This is a genomic window from uncultured Sunxiuqinia sp. (assembly GCF_947495665.1).
Taxonomy (GTDB): domain Bacteria; phylum Bacteroidota; class Bacteroidia; order Bacteroidales; family Prolixibacteraceae; genus Sunxiuqinia; species Sunxiuqinia rutila.
On the sequence record NZ_CANLZV010000004.1, the window covers coordinates 154,446 to 170,901 of the forward strand.

At 45.8% G+C, this 16,456-nt stretch carries 16 protein-coding genes; 8 read left to right on the forward strand and 8 right to left on the reverse strand.

Going from position 1 to position 16,456, the window contains the following annotated elements; translation table 11 throughout:
• Positions 1-140: 140 nt before the first annotated feature.
• The gene (gene cls, locus Q1A18_RS07145; RefSeq protein ID WP_299578252.1) at positions 141-1,607 is read right to left on the reverse strand and encodes a cardiolipin synthase; all 1,467 of its coding nucleotides are present in this window, start codon (positions 1,605-1,607) and stop codon (positions 141-143) included.
• Positions 1,608-1,703: 96 nt separating this feature from the next.
• On the opposite strand from cls, the gene Q1A18_RS07150 reads away from it, so the two are divergent.
• Positions 1,704-2,105 carry a DUF6146 family protein gene (locus Q1A18_RS07150; protein WP_299578253.1) on the forward strand — a complete coding sequence of 134 codons (402 nt, stop codon included), beginning with the start codon at positions 1,704-1,706 and terminating at the stop codon, positions 2,103-2,105.
• Positions 2,106-2,353: 248 nt separating this feature from the next.
• On the opposite strand, the gene ribD is transcribed toward Q1A18_RS07150, so the two are convergent.
• Entirely contained in the window at positions 2,354-3,400 is a 1,047-nt protein-coding gene (gene ribD / locus Q1A18_RS07155) for a bifunctional diaminohydroxyphosphoribosylaminopyrimidine deaminase/5-amino-6-(5-phosphoribosylamino)uracil reductase RibD (protein WP_299578254.1), read from the reverse strand.
• A 35-nt stretch (positions 3,401-3,435) separates the two neighbouring features.
• On the opposite strand from ribD, the gene prmC reads away from it, so the two are divergent.
• The 3 genes from prmC (at position 3,436) to Q1A18_RS07170 (ending at position 6,329) form a co-directional block, all read left to right on the forward strand.
• Positions 3,436-4,287, forward strand: a complete 852-nt coding sequence (prmC, locus tag Q1A18_RS07160) for a peptide chain release factor N(5)-glutamine methyltransferase (protein WP_299578255.1) — start codon at positions 3,436-3,438, stop codon at positions 4,285-4,287.
• Between the two features lie 10 nt (positions 4,288-4,297).
• Positions 4,298-5,176 (forward strand): DUF362 domain-containing protein, encoded by an 879-nt coding sequence (locus Q1A18_RS07165; RefSeq protein ID WP_299578256.1) that lies wholly within the window; start codon positions 4,298-4,300, stop codon positions 5,174-5,176.
• An 82-nt stretch (positions 5,177-5,258) separates the two neighbouring features.
• Positions 5,259-6,329 carry an endonuclease/exonuclease/phosphatase family protein gene (locus Q1A18_RS07170; RefSeq protein WP_299578257.1) on the forward strand — a complete coding sequence of 357 codons (1,071 nt, stop codon included), beginning with the start codon at positions 5,259-5,261 and terminating at the stop codon, positions 6,327-6,329.
• Here the strand turns inward: Q1A18_RS07170 and Q1A18_RS07175 are convergent.
• On the reverse strand, positions 6,323-7,252 hold the full coding sequence (locus tag Q1A18_RS07175; RefSeq protein WP_299578258.1) for a DUF58 domain-containing protein: 930 nt from the start codon (positions 7,250-7,252) through the stop codon (positions 6,323-6,325). The genes Q1A18_RS07170 and Q1A18_RS07175 overlap by 7 nt on opposite strands.
• Positions 7,253-7,423: 171 nt before the next feature.
• On the opposite strand from Q1A18_RS07175, the gene rimM reads away from it, so the two are divergent.
• Entirely contained in the window at positions 7,424-7,957 is a 534-nt protein-coding gene (rimM, locus tag Q1A18_RS07180; RefSeq protein WP_299578259.1) for a ribosome maturation factor RimM, read from the forward strand.
• An 85-nt stretch (positions 7,958-8,042) separates the two neighbouring features.
• On the forward strand, positions 8,043-8,747 hold the full coding sequence (locus Q1A18_RS07185) for a head GIN domain-containing protein (RefSeq protein ID WP_299578260.1): 705 nt from the start codon (positions 8,043-8,045) through the stop codon (positions 8,745-8,747).
• A 75-nt stretch (positions 8,748-8,822) separates the two neighbouring features.
• Here the strand turns inward: Q1A18_RS07185 and Q1A18_RS07190 are convergent, their stop codons facing one another.
• From Q1A18_RS07190 to Q1A18_RS07205, 4 genes are all read right to left on the reverse strand, one after another.
• Entirely contained in the window at positions 8,823-9,371 is a 549-nt protein-coding gene (locus tag Q1A18_RS07190; RefSeq protein WP_299578261.1) for a hypothetical protein, read from the reverse strand.
• 111 nt (positions 9,372-9,482) lie between these two features.
• A complete protein-coding gene (locus tag Q1A18_RS07195; RefSeq protein ID WP_299578262.1) occupies positions 9,483-9,917 on the reverse strand; it encodes an FKBP-type peptidyl-prolyl cis-trans isomerase in 435 nt (144 codons plus the stop codon).
• A gap of 87 nt (positions 9,918-10,004) precedes the next feature.
• The gene (locus tag Q1A18_RS07200; RefSeq protein ID WP_299578263.1) at positions 10,005-11,321 is read right to left on the reverse strand and encodes a TldD/PmbA family protein; all 1,317 of its coding nucleotides are present in this window, start codon (positions 11,319-11,321) and stop codon (positions 10,005-10,007) included.
• A 32-nt stretch (positions 11,322-11,353) separates the two neighbouring features.
• On the reverse strand, positions 11,354-12,880 hold the full coding sequence (locus tag Q1A18_RS07205; protein WP_299578264.1) for a metallopeptidase TldD-related protein: 1,527 nt from the start codon (positions 12,878-12,880) through the stop codon (positions 11,354-11,356).
• 454 nt (positions 12,881-13,334) lie between these two features.
• On the opposite strand from Q1A18_RS07205, the gene Q1A18_RS07210 reads away from it, so the two are divergent.
• Both Q1A18_RS07210 and Q1A18_RS07215 read left to right on the forward strand, forming a co-directional pair.
• Positions 13,335-14,354 carry a glutamine synthetase beta-grasp domain-containing protein gene (locus Q1A18_RS07210; protein WP_299578265.1) on the forward strand — a complete coding sequence of 340 codons (1,020 nt, stop codon included), beginning with the start codon at positions 13,335-13,337 and terminating at the stop codon, positions 14,352-14,354.
• A 108-nt stretch (positions 14,355-14,462) separates the two neighbouring features.
• On the forward strand, positions 14,463-15,590 hold the full coding sequence (locus tag Q1A18_RS07215) for a histidinol-phosphate transaminase (protein WP_299578266.1): 1,128 nt from the start codon (positions 14,463-14,465) through the stop codon (positions 15,588-15,590).
• Between the two features lie 17 nt (positions 15,591-15,607).
• On the opposite strand, the gene Q1A18_RS07220 is transcribed toward Q1A18_RS07215, so the two are convergent.
• Complete coding sequence (locus Q1A18_RS07220) at positions 15,608-16,456, reverse strand: HAD-IIA family hydrolase (protein WP_299578267.1); 849 nt, start codon at positions 16,454-16,456, stop codon at positions 15,608-15,610.

The window sequence follows — 16,456 nt, forward strand, 5'->3', positions numbered from 1 at the left end:
CAATCTAAACAGACAACTAGGCATCAGCCAGTTGAACGGTCGGATCAGACGTCCTATTGACAATGCAATTGTACGTAAATAAATGATTGATTATTCTTCCGCCTGCTTTAATTTCATAAAATAACGACCGGAAAATTCAGCTACATCATCGGGCTTAAAATACGGGCAAACGACTCCATGATTTTACGATACCGGCTCCGCTGTTTCCATTCATCCAGCAGCAACTCCTCACTGTTCTCCAGGTCATCCAAAAACAAGGCTTCTACCTGATGCGCCATGGGTTCATCATAAATCATGGCATTCACTTCAAAATTGGTTTCAAGACTCCGAAAGTCCATATTGGCTGTTCCTACGGAAGAAAAAACACCGTCGACCACCATAAACTTGCTGTGGGTAAAACCGGGCTTATAATGAAAGATGCGCACGCCAGCTTCCATCAGCTCCTCCACATAGGAGTCGGACCCCCACTTGGGGAAAAAGGCATCCGAACGCCCGGGCAACAAAATACGAATATCGATTCCGCCAAGTGCGGCCGTTTTCATGGCATAAATAATTTCAGAGGTTGGAATAAGGTAGGGCGTGGCCAAAAACACGCGTTCGCGAGCCGATGCGATGGCCGAAAAATAAGCCTGCCCAATACTTTCCCAATCCGAATCGGGACCACTGGACACCACTTGCATGAGCTTGCCATCTCCACCCGAAAGCTCCGGGAAATAGCGTTCTCCCTTCAGGATTTCCTTGGACACAAAATACCAGTCGGCCATGAAGATAATTTGCAACGAAATAGCCGCACCGCCGGTCACCTTCAGGTGGGTATCACGCCACAAGCCCAAATCCTGGCTTCCATGCATGTAACGATCGGCAAAGTTCAGTCCTCCTGTAAAGCCAACTTCTCCATCAATAACAATAATTTTGCGGTGGTTCCGGTAATTCACCCGTGAAGTAAGCATGGGAAAGCGAACCCGCATAAAGCAGTCAATTTGCACACCGGCCGCCTGAAGCTCGCGAATGTATTTTTTAGGCAAACGCCAGCTGCCTACGTCGTCATAAATAAAGCGAACTTCAACGCCCTGAGTGGCTTTCCGAATCAACAACTCCTTCAGCTGGTTGCCCAGCTCATCATTTTCAACAATGTAATACTCCAGGTGAATGTGATCCCGGGCTTGTTCGATGGCCTGAAAAATAGCCGGAAAAGTTTCGTGTCCATTCCGAAGCAAGGTCACCTCATTATCGCTGGTCAACAAAGCATTGGAGTTTGACAACATCAAGTTCATCAAGTGTCGCTTACTTACAATCTGCTCATCAAAAAGGTGCTCGTTCTCTGGCAGCAAACGCAGTTGATCCTGCGTTTCTTTCCGTAACCTCTCAAGGTAATACAAGCCCTTTTTCGAAAACATCTTTTTCTTGCGGTACTCCTGCCCAAAAAACAGGTAAATAATGATACCCGCTACCGGCAAGGTAACCAAAACCAAAACCCAGCTAATGGTTTTAATCGGACTACGATTCTCAAGAATAATGAAAACAGCGATGAAAACAACCGTTACAAAGTACAAGATGGTAACGGTTCCCGGCGTGTATTGCCAGATTCCCTTCAAAAACTCTACCATTCAAGAAAGATTTAAATCAATCAACTAAATTTCTGTATTTTTCACCTGATAAACAAACCATGGCCCTTTTTCGTATAAAATTTCAAAACAGCAGCCATGAAAAATTTTGCATTTATCCTTCTGGTTTTAATTTTAGCCGCTTGCGCCAGCCAGAACAACATTCAACTCAAAGAAGTGAATGCGGAGGAAGAAAACGACAGTGTCAGCTATGAATTGATTGTGTTGGATCCGGGTTTCGAGAGTTGGTACATTACCTACAGCAAACCGTCGTGGTACCATTCTCAAAGCTATTATGAAAACTGGAACCAACAATATGTGAATGCGTGGAACTACCAAACCATTTGGCGACACAACTCACAACTGCTCGATGGGCAAATCAACTATGATTCGCAAACAGACTACGGACTGGAAATCAACCACAAACTGTTCTACTACTTTCAATATGTAGAGCGCGTGCTGAAAATTCGAATCATTGAAAACGGGCCAAGGGCTATTTGAGCGCGATCAGCGAATAACCATGTCAACCTAACGAAAGTCTGTTTCAACCCCACGAATAATGACTTTCCCTTAACGAACAGGCATTTGAGTTAGACGAATAATGACTTTATCGAAACGAATGGCAACTTCAATCGAACGAATAAGTACTTGAACCAAACGAATTCAACTTCCTGCATTTCCGGCCCATCCCCTTTGCAGGCAAAAGTCCCGCGATGCAATCATGGTTAGCTTGGGGCTAACATTAGCCTTTAAGCCGGATTGATAAAAAACTTCAGCAAGGTATCGTGCATATTTTCCGATTGGGATGGTGCTACGGGCAAACGAGGAGCGGGCACCCCTTTTACAAAAAAGGTATTCCCATAGTACACATAGGCTTCGTCCCACAAATTCTGATCGATAAACGATTGCAACAAATGCTGGCCCCCCTCAACCACCACCGACTGAATGTCGTGGTCATACAAATACGCTAAAACCTGAGGGATAACCTTCGTCTGAAAATCAATTTGCACATATTCCAGGTTGGGCTTCGATTCGACTGCTTCCTGGGTAAAAACCACCGTAGGACAGCTTCCGCTTTTCAGGTTCAGCTTTTCCGACAAGTGGTTGGTGCGATCCAAAAGCAAGCGCAAGGGCTGATTGCCATCCCACTCACGAACGGTAAGCGAAGGATTGTCTTTCAAAGCCGTGTTGGTGCCGATTAAAATAGCAGCTTCCTCGGTCCGCTGTTTATGCACCTGCCTGCGCGAAAGCTCATTGCTAATCCAGGTGGGCTTGCCATAGGTTATTTGCGAACGGTCAATATCCAGAAATCCATCCATGGTTTGTGCCCATTTCAGAATCAGGTAAGGTCGTTTTTTCTGATGAAAGGTAAAGAAACGCCGGTTCAGCCACAGGCAGTCTTTTTCCAGCACCCCAACCGTAACCTCAATCCCGGCTTTACGCATTTTTTCAATGCCTTTGCCGGCCACTTTGGCAAACGAATCAATCGAACCAATAATCACTTTCGGAATCCGATGTTCAATAATCAAATCGGAACAGGGAGGTGTTTTACCAAAATGCGCACAAGGCTCCAGACTCACATACAGGGTCGATGACGACAGCAAATCCTTGTTTTTCACCGAGCGAATGGCATTGACTTCAGCATGAGCTTCACCACATTGCTGATGAAAACCTTCACCAATAATTTTCCCTTCATGCACAATCACACAGCCCACCATCGGGTTTGGTGCAACATTGCCGGCACCCAAACGGGCCAGTTCCAAACACCGGTTCATGTATTTTTCAGCTGTGTTCATCCCAAAAAATTTAACTTTGCCAAAAATACAAATAAATGCAGGCAAGCATCAAGTTTATCCGAAAAGAATTAACCGGGCTTTATCACGAAGGTGAAATTGAAAGTCTGATCCGCATCATCTTTGAAAAGCTCCGGCGCTACACGCTAAGCGACCTGATGCTGAAAAAAGATGTCCTTTTGACGGAAGAGGAAAATCAGCAAATCCTCCAAATTGTGGCCCGGCTAAAAAAGCAGGAGCCCATTCAGTATATTTTAGGTGAAACCGAATTCTACGGACTTCCGTTCAAGGTCACCCCCAGTGTATTGATTCCCCGGCCCGAAACAGAAGAGCTGGTGGACTGGATTTTGAAATCCCGTCAAACCCAGGCTCCCCGCATTCTTGATATGGGAACCGGCAGTGGCTGTATTCCCATCAGTCTGAAAAAGCACTGGCCCGAAGCTGAGGTAATGGGCTGCGACATTTCGGAGGAGGCCCTGGATGTTGCCCGCAAAAATGCAGGACTGAACAAAACCGAAGTGGCTTTTTTTCACCTGAACATTTTAAACCCACTGCTTCCCGAGTCTTTCCCCGGTATTGACATCCTGGTTAGCAATCCGCCTTATGTTACCGATTCGGAAAAAGCAGTCATGAGCGACCTGGTTTTAAACAACGAACCGGCAAAAGCCCTGTTTGTACCCGATGAAGACCCGCTGGTTTTTTACCAGGCTTTAACCACATTTGCCCTGAAACACCTTCGGTATGGAGGCCAGCTATTCTGGGAAATCAACGAAGCTTTTGGCGAAGAATCGGTTGCTTTATTGAAAGAAAACGGTTTTTCAAACGTTACCTTAAGAAAAGATATAAACGGAAAGAACCGCATGATTTATGCGGAAAGACTCCGACCATAAAATCCCTCTTATGAAACGCAGACAATTTATCACACATAGCCTTCTGGCAGCCGGCGGCTTTTGCCTTTTACCAAAAGCTTATGCAGCCACAAGCCACCCCGAGATGGTGATTTTACGAGGCGGAAGTCCGGCAGAGATGCTTGACTTGGGACTGGAAGCGCTTGGCGACCTGGACCGGTTTATTCAGCCCGGACAAAAAATACTGGTAAAACCCACCCTCCAATGGAACCAGTCGCCCGAAAGCGGGTTAAACACCAACCCCAAATTGCTGGCCACCTTGGTCAGACGTTGCTACGAAGCAGGCTCACGGGGCGTTTTCCTGGTTGACCAAACTGAGGATAAATGGACCCAGTGCTACAAGAACAGCGGCATTGAACGAGCAGTAAAAGATGCCGGGGCCAAAATTCTGCCCGGAAACAAAGACTTCTTGTACAAAAGCGTAAACATTCCCAACGCCCAATCCATGCAACACCCCAAGTTGCATGAGGTTTTGCAGGAAGTGGATCTGATCATCAATGTGCCGGCCGTACAAATCAGGCCAGACAACCAATATTTTGGAGCATTCCGAAACTTGGAGGGCTTAATCTGGCAAGAGTCCGGCAATCAATCTATGGCTCCGCAACAACTGCTTGACTTTCTGCACTACAAAAAGCCGAGCCTAAACATTATGGACGCCTGCCGGGTAGCAACTCCAACAGGCTTGAAGGACTATAAAAGCCTGATTATTTCAACCGATATCGTATCAGCTGAGAGCTCTGCCGCCCAACGCCTTGGCATCAATCCGGAAAGTTTGCCCTACCTCGCACTGGCAGAACAAGCCGGTCTGGGAAAAACCAAACTTGCTCAGGAACAAATCCGGAGTATCGTGCTGAAAAACACCAAGCAATAAATCCTTCCCAAACGGGCTTGATTTGCTTGCTGGCTTTTCTTTATATTTGTTTAAACTGTTTTATAAAACTTGAACCATCGCCTTGAAAAAATTTCTCAGAAATAGCATCCTGTTTTTCAACCTACTGGCCATCCTGGGACTTTTAATGAGCTACCTGTCTGTCAAAATCAGTCCGGCCAGCTGGTGGGTTGCCGCCTTTTTTGGCTTGGCCTTCCCTTATTTTTTATTGCTGAACCTGCTTTTCATTGTGCTGTGGTTATTTACCAAAACCCGCTTTGCCATTTTATCCCTGCTGGCCATTGCCGTGGGCTACACCCACCTGTCGCACTACATTCAGCTAACAGGTAAGCAAAGCACGGAAGAAGGCCTGGTTGTTTGCAGTTACAATGTGAAGAATTTTTATGGTGATATGCGCAGCAAAAAAAGCGATGTTGCCGCCAACGTATTAACACACCTTCAAAGTAAAAAGGCCGACGTAATTTGTTTGCAGGAGTTTCGCCCATCCGGCCAAAACAGCTTTACCAAAAGGCCAACCAAAGGCAAGTTACCCGATCCCAAAAAACTGAAATATGTGCACACCAGCAAAACAGGCTCGCTGGTTAACTATTCCAGCTTCCCCATTATTTACAAGGAAGAAGTGCACTTTGAAGCCTCGGCTAACATGATTCTGATTTCGGACCTGAAGACCCCAACAGACACCCTTCGCCTGTTCAACTGCCACCTGGAAAGCTATCGGTTTACGGATGCTGAAATCCAGTCGCTGGACTCCATTTCGTTTAAAGAACAGGAAGAAACTTACCGCAAAGTACGGTACACCGGATCGAAGCTAAAGAAAGCTTTCATCAAACGCACCGAGCAGGCCGAAACCCTGCACCAGCTCATTGCGGCTTCTCCGCATGAAGTCATTGTTTGTGGAGATTTTAACGACACGCCCATTTCCTACACCTACGCCACGGTGGCCCAGGGACTAAAAGACGCCTTTGTTGGTTCGGGAGTTGGCATTGGGAATACCTACCTGGGCAAACTGCCCTCGTTTCGAATTGACTATATCCTGCATAGCCCCAATTATCAAAGTTACAATTTCAAGGTTGACCGGGTGAACTACTCGGACCACTACCCCATCAGCTGCACCTTAATCAAAAGCGATCAGTAAAGCTTTTTTCGCTTGCGCAAAAACTGGTGCAAAACCTGGCTGAATTCTTCATTGATGTCGGCTTCAACCAGGTCGATGTGGTACTGCCCGCACTTCACCCGCAGCTGCTCAAACCGCTGAGCAATCGCTTTCAGGTAATTTTCTTTTAGTTCGTGCGGCGAAAATTTCAATTGCTGACCACTTTCCAGGTCAACAAAGCGGTAGGGGCGGTTCTGAAATTCGAACTGCTTCTCCTGCTTATGGTCGGTTACATGAAAAAGAATGACCTCATGCTTGTTGTACCGCAAATGCTGCAAGGCCGAGAAAAGCTCCTCGTCTTCGCTGTCATCCATCATATCGCTAAAAATCAAAATCAGCGATCGCTTATGCACCTGCTCGGCAATTTGATGAAGCGCCTCAACCGCATTGGTTGTTTTGCGAAGATCATCCTTTCCCCTCGTTAACAATCCGGCCAGCTTGCCATACAGCAACTCCGCATGCACCGAGGACAATCGGCATTCGGAATGATATTCAATATGATCGGAAAACAAGCTTAAGCCAACCGAATCGCGTTGCCGCCGCATCAAGTACATCAGGGCAGCAGCGCTGTAAGCTGAAAATGCCAGCTTATTGAACAGTTTATGCTTCCCCGTTTCATAAGGAAACAACATGGACGAGGAAGTATCAATCACCAGCTGGCAGCGCAGGTTGGTTTCTTCTTCATACTGCTTAACATACAAACGATCTGACCGGGCAAACAATTTCCAGTCGATGTGCTTGGTCGATTCCCCTTGATTGTATTGCCGATGCTCGGCAAACTCAACCGAAAACCCATGAAAAGGGCTGCGGTGAAGTCCGGTAATAAAACCTTCAACCACTTCACGGGCAATCAGCTCCATATTGTCGAACTGCTGAAACTGCTGGATGTCAAAAAGTTTGTTCATTGTTTACAAAAATAGGCAAAGCAATGGCGCTAACAAGCTTTCCGACGATCTAATTTCGCAACCAAGTCAGGAAACAGGCTCATTTTCCGGCCGAACAAAAACCTACGGCTTAGTCGATTTAATTTGAATTTCTGATTTGTTTCAAGCAAGCTTGTTTCCTATTTTTGAGCCATGGAAACGATTGAAAAAAACACCTGCCAAAAAATTGGCTATTTTCAGAAACCGCATGGCATCAAAGGGGCACTCTCCTTAATTTTTGAGCCTCAGTATGACTTAAGTCTGGAAGAAGAACCCACGCTTTTTCTGGAACTGGACGGCCTGCTGGTTCCTTATTTCATTTCGGACGAAGGTCTTCGCTTTCGTTCGGCCGAGTCGGCCATTGTGCAGCTGGACTGGATCGAGAACGAAGAACAGGCCCGCAAACTGAACGGAGTTTCCGTTTACCTGAAAGAAGAAGATCTTATTCATTCGGAGGATGAATTTACGCTTCACCACCTCATTGGCTTCCGCCTATCGGACCCCAAAATTGGGGAGATCGGTACCATTGAGCGCGTGGAAGACTTTGGCGGCAACCTGCTGTTTCAAGTTCAATACCACGGCAAAGAAGTGCTGATTCCGTTCAATGAAGATTTACTGGTTCAACTGAATGAGAACGAACGGACAATCGTTATCCAATGCCCCGATGGAATTCTGGACCTCGATTAATTTTTTGGGCCCGCTCATGCAACCTTTCATTTTTTAAGCGGTCTTTACGAAGTGAACAAACAATAGAAAACTAAAATAACACGCTATGAAAACAAAATTGATAACCTTAGTTACCATCTTTAGCTTATTTATCGGACTGACTGCCAAAGCGGACGAAGAAACCAGAGAAGTTCCTTCCTTTTCTGAAATCTCCATTCGCATTCCGGCTCAGGTCTATGTTGAACAAGGCGAAAAACAATCGGTTGAGCTGGTGGCTAAGTCATCAACCCTTGAAGAAATCATCACGGAAGTAAAAGGCCGGGAACTGATTATTCGTTTTGCTGCCAAAAACTACGTATTCAAATCATTCACTCCGGGAAAAATTGAAGTATACATTACCGTCCCCGAAATAAATGCTTTATCACTTTCCGGCTCAGGCGACCTGATCAATGATGGCCCCATTGTAAGCCGTATTCTTGACCTTACAGTAAGCGGAAGTGGCGACATTTTACTGGACGACCTGAAAGCTGACCGGGTTAAGGCCTCGGTTTCAGGCAGCGGAAATATTAAAGTTGCCGGCGACGGTGTTTCTGATGACCTGTCGGTCAACCTTTCCGGTTCGGGCAATTTCAAAGGCATTAACTTTGAATCAACTGATGTTAAGGTAAAAGTAGTTGGCTCGGGAAGCGCCGACGTGTTTGCCGTAAAAAACCTGCATGTACGCATTGCCGGCTCCGGAAGCGTAACCTACCAGGGCAATCCGCTGGTTGACCAGGGAATTGCCGGCTCCGGAACTGTCAAAGAATATTAAGCGAAGTATCGCTCAGAATAAAAAATGGCACGTCAACTGATTGACGTGCCATTTTTTTTATTCCGTTGTTCCTGGCTATTTGGTGATACTCACTTTCTTCACCGTCTTCTCGCTTACATTCATTGTCTTCATCACGGCATCCAGGTTGTTAATATCAACTGATTTAGTTGACCAGAACTCGGCAGGCAGCACCGCAATCCGGAATATTTGATTATCGGTCTCTTCCGGCAGAAGCTCACCCACAGTTTGATCAATAAAGATTTCAACATCCCCCACGGTATAGTCGAAATTATACACGATCAACCCCTCATCCACAATGTAGGTTTGAGGTAAAGCCCGCCATACATCCAGCCATTCGCCAGTGCTCGACTCCACTTGGTCCCACAAAATGTAAACCATGACGATATCCGTATCGTAAGTCGTAAAATCTTCCGGGAAAGCAAAATACAAGGAATAATCATTGGTCGGTGAAAAAGTCCCCTCTATTTCAAAAAGATAGCCATTTTCTCCATCAAATCCATCCAGCCCATCTTCTCCCGGAGGTCCGGGAGGGCCTACTGGTCCTTCACAGGCCGCAAAAACAGCAAGTGTAAGGATCATTAAAAGTCGTGTAATTGTTTTCATACGCTTCAATTTTTATTGTTTATTTTATTCTAACTTCCTATAAGTTCCCGATTAAACAAGATTAATGCCAGAACTTGAATCCCAAACGCAAAAGGATGCTATTTATTTCGACTAAGCAAGGATATCAACCAAACGAATGTCAAAAGAAAGCACCGCATAAGGTGGAATTTTATTGCTGGTTCCTTTGCGCCCCCAAGCCAAATCAGCAGGCACCCAAAACTTATACCGACTTCCTTTCCCCATCAACTGGAGGCCTTCCTGCAAACCCTCAATCAACTCAGCAAGCCTCACCTCGTCCGGCTTATTCTGGCGGTAAGTATCTTCCAGAATGGTTCCATTCAGCAGCAAGGCCCGCTGATGAATCAGCACAGTACTGTAAGCATCTGGCTTTTCACCTTCCACTTCTTCCACAATTTTATACTGCAGCCCGGTAGCCGTTTCTACCACGCCTTCCTTTTGCGCATTCTGTTGCAGAAAGTCCTCTCCAACCTTCTGATTGTACCCTGCTGAACTTTTACTTTTCCCTTTTTTCTCTCGTCTTGCCACAATTTGTTTTTCTTCAAAAATAAAAAAAGAATACCTTCCCCGCTAAACGAAGAAGGCATTTCACTCATTCCATATCCTTGGCCAGACTTAGCTTCCGCTAAAGTCGACCCCCTCAAACACCATGGATGGCGTTTGCCAGGATGAATTTAAATTGGGATCGTTGCCGACTTCCGCCAGACTCACCCACAAATCCTTCATATTACCACTGATATTCATTTCGGAAACCGGCTGAACAATTTCACCGTTTTCAATCAGAAATCCATCGATTCCATAGGAAAAATCGCCCGTTGATCCATTGGTGTTTCCGCCATTAAAGCCGGTAACCAGAATGCCTTTTTTCATTCCTTTAATCAACGCCTCCAGGTTCTTGTCTCCCTGCTCAAAAATCAGGTTCGATGTTTCGCCGGTGGTCGGCTCAGTCTCCAGCTTTTTGGCGTAATACGTATCGATGAAATAGGTTTCCAAAACGCCTTGATTGAAGACCATTCGCTTTTTCGCGGCCAGCCCTTCGCCATCAAACAAATGCGACCCCAATCCACGCTGAAGGAAAGGATCATCAGTCAAAGTTAATTTTGGCGACGCAACTTTTTGGCCCAGCTTGTCTATCAAAAACGAGTTTTTCTGCTGAATACTGTAACCATTCAGCGCACTAATTAAGGGCGAAAACAGGCGCGGTATACTTAAATTTTCAACGAGCATGTCATATTTCCCCGAAGCGATTTTCTTCTGCCCGATTTTCTTCAAGGCACGATCCAGGGCTGTCGTTCCAACTTCTGTCTTTTTCAGTTGGTCAAAAAAGATGGCACGTTCACTCCAGCCTTCGCTCGGGCGGGCATCTCCTCCGTCAACCGATACAGACGCGTACAGGCTGAAACTGCTGTTGGACGTTTCTCCTTCAAAACCATTACTGGTAAGCATCAACCGGCTGCTGGTATGATCCGAATAGCTTGCCGTAACCGAAATAATCCGGTCATCTTTTTGATACACCTCCTTCTCCACCTGAAAAGCAAGATCGACTTTGGTTTTCGGGTCAAGCTGATCATACGAAGGATCAACAGTGCTTAAGTCCCGCTCTTCACCTTTGTAATACAAGGCCGGATCGGGCAAACTGCGAAACGGGTCAGGCGACAAATACTTCGTACCGGCAATGGCCTGCTCAATAAAATGCGCCAGCTCCTTTTGCTCCAGGCGGTTGGTGCGGTGCACCGAATATTTGTTGTCGACAAACAACCGGACACTCATACTACTTTGAATGGCTTCCTTCAGGGTATCAATCTTTTGCTCCCGGACATCGACATTGCTGCTCTTACTTTCTGAAATGATGATACCGACATCATCGGCACCATTATCCAAGGCGTGTTGCATGGCCCACTTGGCCAGCGTATATTTTTCTTCTTGTGTCATTTTATACCATTTTTCTGATGAATTCAAGCTTTTTAACTCATACCTCCAACCGTCAGCTTTTTAACCAAAACCGTTGGAAGACCACAGGTAACCGGAACTGACTGACCTCCTTTTCCGCAGGTCCAGGTTCCGTTATCAATCAAGTAATCATCAGCACACATGGTAATATCTGCCAGCGCCTGCGGCCCATTACCTATGATATTGATATCTTTAATGGGTTGGGTCAGCTTGCCATTCTCAATTAGGTAACCCGACTTCACAAAGAATGTAAAGTCGCCGGCGCCAATTTTCACCTGGCCATTGCTGAAGTTGTCCACGTAAATGCCTTGCTTTACATTGGTAATGATGTCCTCGCGGGTATGAGGACCCGTCTCCATATAAGTTGCCCGCATTCGGGGCAAAGGAACGTGCCGGAACGATTCGCGCCTTCCATTTCCTGTTGGATTCACCTGGTAGTGCTTGGCACTAATCCGGTCGTGGATGTAACTATTCAAAACACCATCTTTCACCAAGTAGGTTTTCTCGGTCGGATTTCCTTCATCATCGCGGTTCAATGATCCCCGATTGTCAGGCAGGGTGCCGTCATCAATAATATTGACAAAGCTTTCAGCTACCTTCTTACCCATTTTATCAGCAAAAATAGAAGTGCCTTTGCGGTTGAAATCGGCCTCGAACGTATGGCCGATGGCTTCATGCAGCAAAATACCGGAACCACCGGCCCCCATCACCACGGGCATTTCGCCGGCCTTGGGCTTGGTGGCTTCAAACAGCAAGCTGGTACGGTCAACCACCTCTTTGGCAACCAGTTCAATCAGGTCGTCCTGTAAAAATTCAAATCCTTTGCGGAAAGAACGGGAACTGTAGCCATTTTCAATTTGTCCGTCTTTCTCCATCACACAGAAAGCACCCAAACTAACCAACGGACGGTAGTCGTAGCTCAAAACCCCTTCCGAACTATAGAACAACACATAGGCTGACTCGTCAGACAAGTTCGCATTCACCTTGGAAACGCGGTTGTCCAGCGCAAAAATCTGATCATTCAGCCGTTGAATAAACGGAATTTTTTCCGGAACCGTCACCTCCTCCCACGAGCGATTGATTCCATAGTAATCGGATGGGAAAGCTTCAACAATTTCCTGCGTCGGAATATTTTTGGATCCGCTGGCAATATTGGCTGCCGTATTCGCAGCCTTCATCAATGCTTCAGGTGTAATGGTCTCAGAATAAGCAAAACCGGTTTGGTCTCCCTTCAACACCCGAATGCCTACACCAAAGTCAATATTGGAAAAGGCCCTGTTCACCTTGCCGTCTTCCAATGCCAAAATATTCATTGTTTTGTGCTCAAAAAACAGGTCGGCATAATCACCGCCTTTGCTCAGTGCTTTATCTGTCACTTTTTGTAACAAATGAAGGTCTATCCCGAAATGATCCAGGTAGGCCTGAACTTCAACCGACAGGGGCGTACCCTGACACGACTGAATAAAAGCAGGCAACATCATGCTTCCTGCGACAGCCGAACCGGAAGATTTCAAAAATTTTCTTCGGTCAATGTTTCTCATTTTTACTAAAATTTATCGGGTTGTAAGTTTTCATCGTTTATAAATCTCATTGTTATTGACATCCACCCCATCAGTTCGGAGCAAACAATTAAAATTACGCAATGAGAAGAAATAATAACCCATTCTTCTGCAAAAATATTTTTTTTGATTACAAAAACGACCGCATCCCCAAAGCCCCAAACCTATCTAAAAAAGGGACCACCAACCACGAAACAGAACACAAAGAACAGGACACCCCCCTATTATCAACACCCACAAGCAACAAAACAAGACATCTACACAATAACACCCCTTTCCAAAACAGGGGATAACACAAATACATTCCACTTATGTGAATTTAATATTAACATTATTACAAAATGTTGGCAACTTATGCGTATTTTTGATCCATGACTCTACTTTTGACCTAGGATCATTGACAAAAACATATCGTTAACTCAAAATTCATAACAAAATGAAATCAAAACTGGAATACATTTGGCTGGATGGATACAAGCCGACGCAAAGCCTAAGGGCGAAAACAAGAATTGCAGAAAACTTTAGTGGGAAACTGGAAGATTGTCCTGTATGGTCATTTGATGGCTCATCAACACAGCAAGCAACAGGAGGCTCTTCGGATTTATTATTAAAACCCGTTGCCATTTTTCCAGACCCCGACCGCAACAATGCCTATGTCGTCATGACAGAAGTACTGAACCCGGATGGCACACCTCATGATTCCAATGGAAGAGCTCATATTGAAGAAGAAGACGAAGATTTTTGGTTTGGCTTCGAACAGGAATATTTCCTGATGGACCCTAAAACCAACAAACCCCTTGGATTTCCGGCTGATGGCTATCCGGCCCCTCAAGGCCCTTACTATTGCGGTGTTGGCGGAGACAAAGCATTTGGCCGTGACATTGTTGAAGAACACTTCGACATTTGTCTGGAAGCCGGCCTGAACGTAGAAGGAATCAACGCGGAAGTGGCTGCCGGACAGTGGGAATTTCAGATTTTCGCCAAAGGCGCGCACAACGCAGGCGATCAGATCTGGGTGGCGCGTTACTTCCTGGAAAGAACCGCTGAAAAATACGGCATCGTTGTTGACTGGCACCCCAAACCTCTTGGCAAAGAACTGGACTGGAACGGCTCTGGCATGCACGCGAATTTCTCCAATGGCTTAATGAGAACCTGTGGCGACAAAGCCGTATTCGTTGCCATCTGCGAAGAATTCGGAAAAAACATCAAGGCACACATCGATGTTTACGGTGCTTACAACGACCAGCGCTTAACCGGTCTTCACGAAACAGCAGCCATTACCGACTTCAGTTACGGTGTTTCCGACCGCGGGTCCTCTATCCGTATTCCGGTAGGAACAGTTGAAGATGGATGGAAAGGCCGCCTGGAAGACCGTCGCCCTGCCTCAAACGGGGATCCTTACAAAATTGCTGCCGTGATTATTAAAACAACACACAAAGCAGTAGCCAAACTTTAGGCTAAATACAATCGCACAAAAAAAGCTGTCCTCCCCCGGGCAGCTTTTTTTTATCTTCTGCATTTTAGCCCGTCTGGTTTATTTACTTTTGGGGTCAAATTTCACGCCATGCAACAACAGCAAATCAAGATCAACAGACAACTTTTCACCGAAACCTCTCACTCACCGGCCTTAATCGATATGGTAGGCGAAGAACAACTCGACCAAGTCATCGACTTTTGCTTCATTGCCAACCCTTACTACCCCACCGATGAAATGCTGGATGAACTAAAAACCAAGCTAAATACCATCATCAAAGCCTATCCGTCGAGCAACCCCAAGCTGGCCCGGCAAACCCTGGCCGAAGTGCTGCAATTGGATGCGGAAACCCTGTTTCTGGGAAACGGAGCCACCGAACTTATCACCATTGTTGAAAAATACCTGATTGATGACATTGCCATCCCCATCCCTACCTTTAGCGAATACATTGAAAAAATTCGCAGTGCCGATGCCGCCAAGCTCTACCAACTTGATCCGAAAAAAGACTACCAGCTCAACCTACAGGACTATGCCCGTTGGATTCGAAAAAACAAGGTCAGCGCGGCACTAATCATCAATCCCGGCAACCCCACCGGGCAACTGATGCACACCAACGAACTACGGCAATTCCTGACCGAAATGAAAGAGCTGAAACTAATTTTACTTGACGAATCGTTTATTGATTTTGCGGACGAACAAATTCCGAGCCTGCTGAACGAGGTCCACCAGTTCAAAAATCTGATTATTGTGCGAAGCATGAGCAAACACTGCGGTGTTCCGGGCTTGCGACTCGGCTATATTTGTACCTCCAATCCGTTTTTTCTGAAAACCATTCAGGAAGCGCTTCCCATCTGGAACATCAATTCGATTGCAGAGTATTTTTTACTGCAACTTAAAAACACCAGCCCAATTTACCACGAAACACGCTTGCGTGTTATTCAGGACATTCGGGAACTGCACCAAAAACTGAAACAACTGGATGGCTACAAAATATACCCGACCGGAAGTAATTTCATCCTGCTGAAAATTGAATTTGAACTGAAAGCTTTTGATCTCCAAATGCAACTGCTGGAAAAGTATGGATTATATGTACGCGATTGTAGCAATAAAATCGGACTGGATCAATATCACATTCGGGTAGCTTCACAAGGCCCCGACAAAGACCAGCTATTGGTTGATGCCCTGCAGGAGATTGCTACTTCTTGCTGTTCGGCTTAAGTAAGAATAAAGCGAAACTAGAAACTGGCCACCGAATCACACACATAAGTTGGAATAATTCCGGTGGAACGGATTTTCATTTTTGCATTCTCCGGCAAGGTATTCCCGGACAAAACCAACATGGTGTCCATCCCAAACTTGTTGCCTCCCATGATGTCTGTCAGCAAAGTATCGCCAACCATCAGAATATCATCACGGTTCAAGGCCTGTTTCTTGCAGGCCTTTTCATAGGCAAACATAAACATCTGAGCATCGGGTTTTCCAAAGCGAATGAAGTGCCGACCTAAAATTTCCTCCACCATATCAGAAATACCACCAATGGCTATCGCAATATCGGTCCGGTTCAACGGGTAGTTAATATCGGTATTGGCCACAATCACCGACATGGATTTCTTCCGCAGCAAGTTGACCACCTTATTGATATCATTGTTCCAGTCAAACCCTTCATCATCCAGAAAAACCAGACACTGCACATCATCAACGTCTTGCAAATCCAGCTGACTGATCGGCAAGGTTTCCAAACCTGCCAGTTCTATATAATGAGCCGACTGCTCAGTCCCCAGATAAGCCACCCGTCCTTTTTTAATTTTCAGCTTCAGCCAGTCGTGCGCCAGCATGCCCGACGAAATAATTTTATCCGTTGTTATGCTCGGAATGCCATTGATTTGGTAAATGCGAGCCAGTTCCTCCGGACTGCGGGAAGCATCATTCGTAAGCACATAGTAGTCAATTCCTTTTTCATCCAAAAAATCGAAGGTATTCTCAACCCCGGGAATAATCCCTTTATGATTTTTCAAGACTCCGAAAGCATCAAAAAAAACCGCTTTATACCTGGTCGCTACGCTTCTAAAATCTTTTGTTTTCAT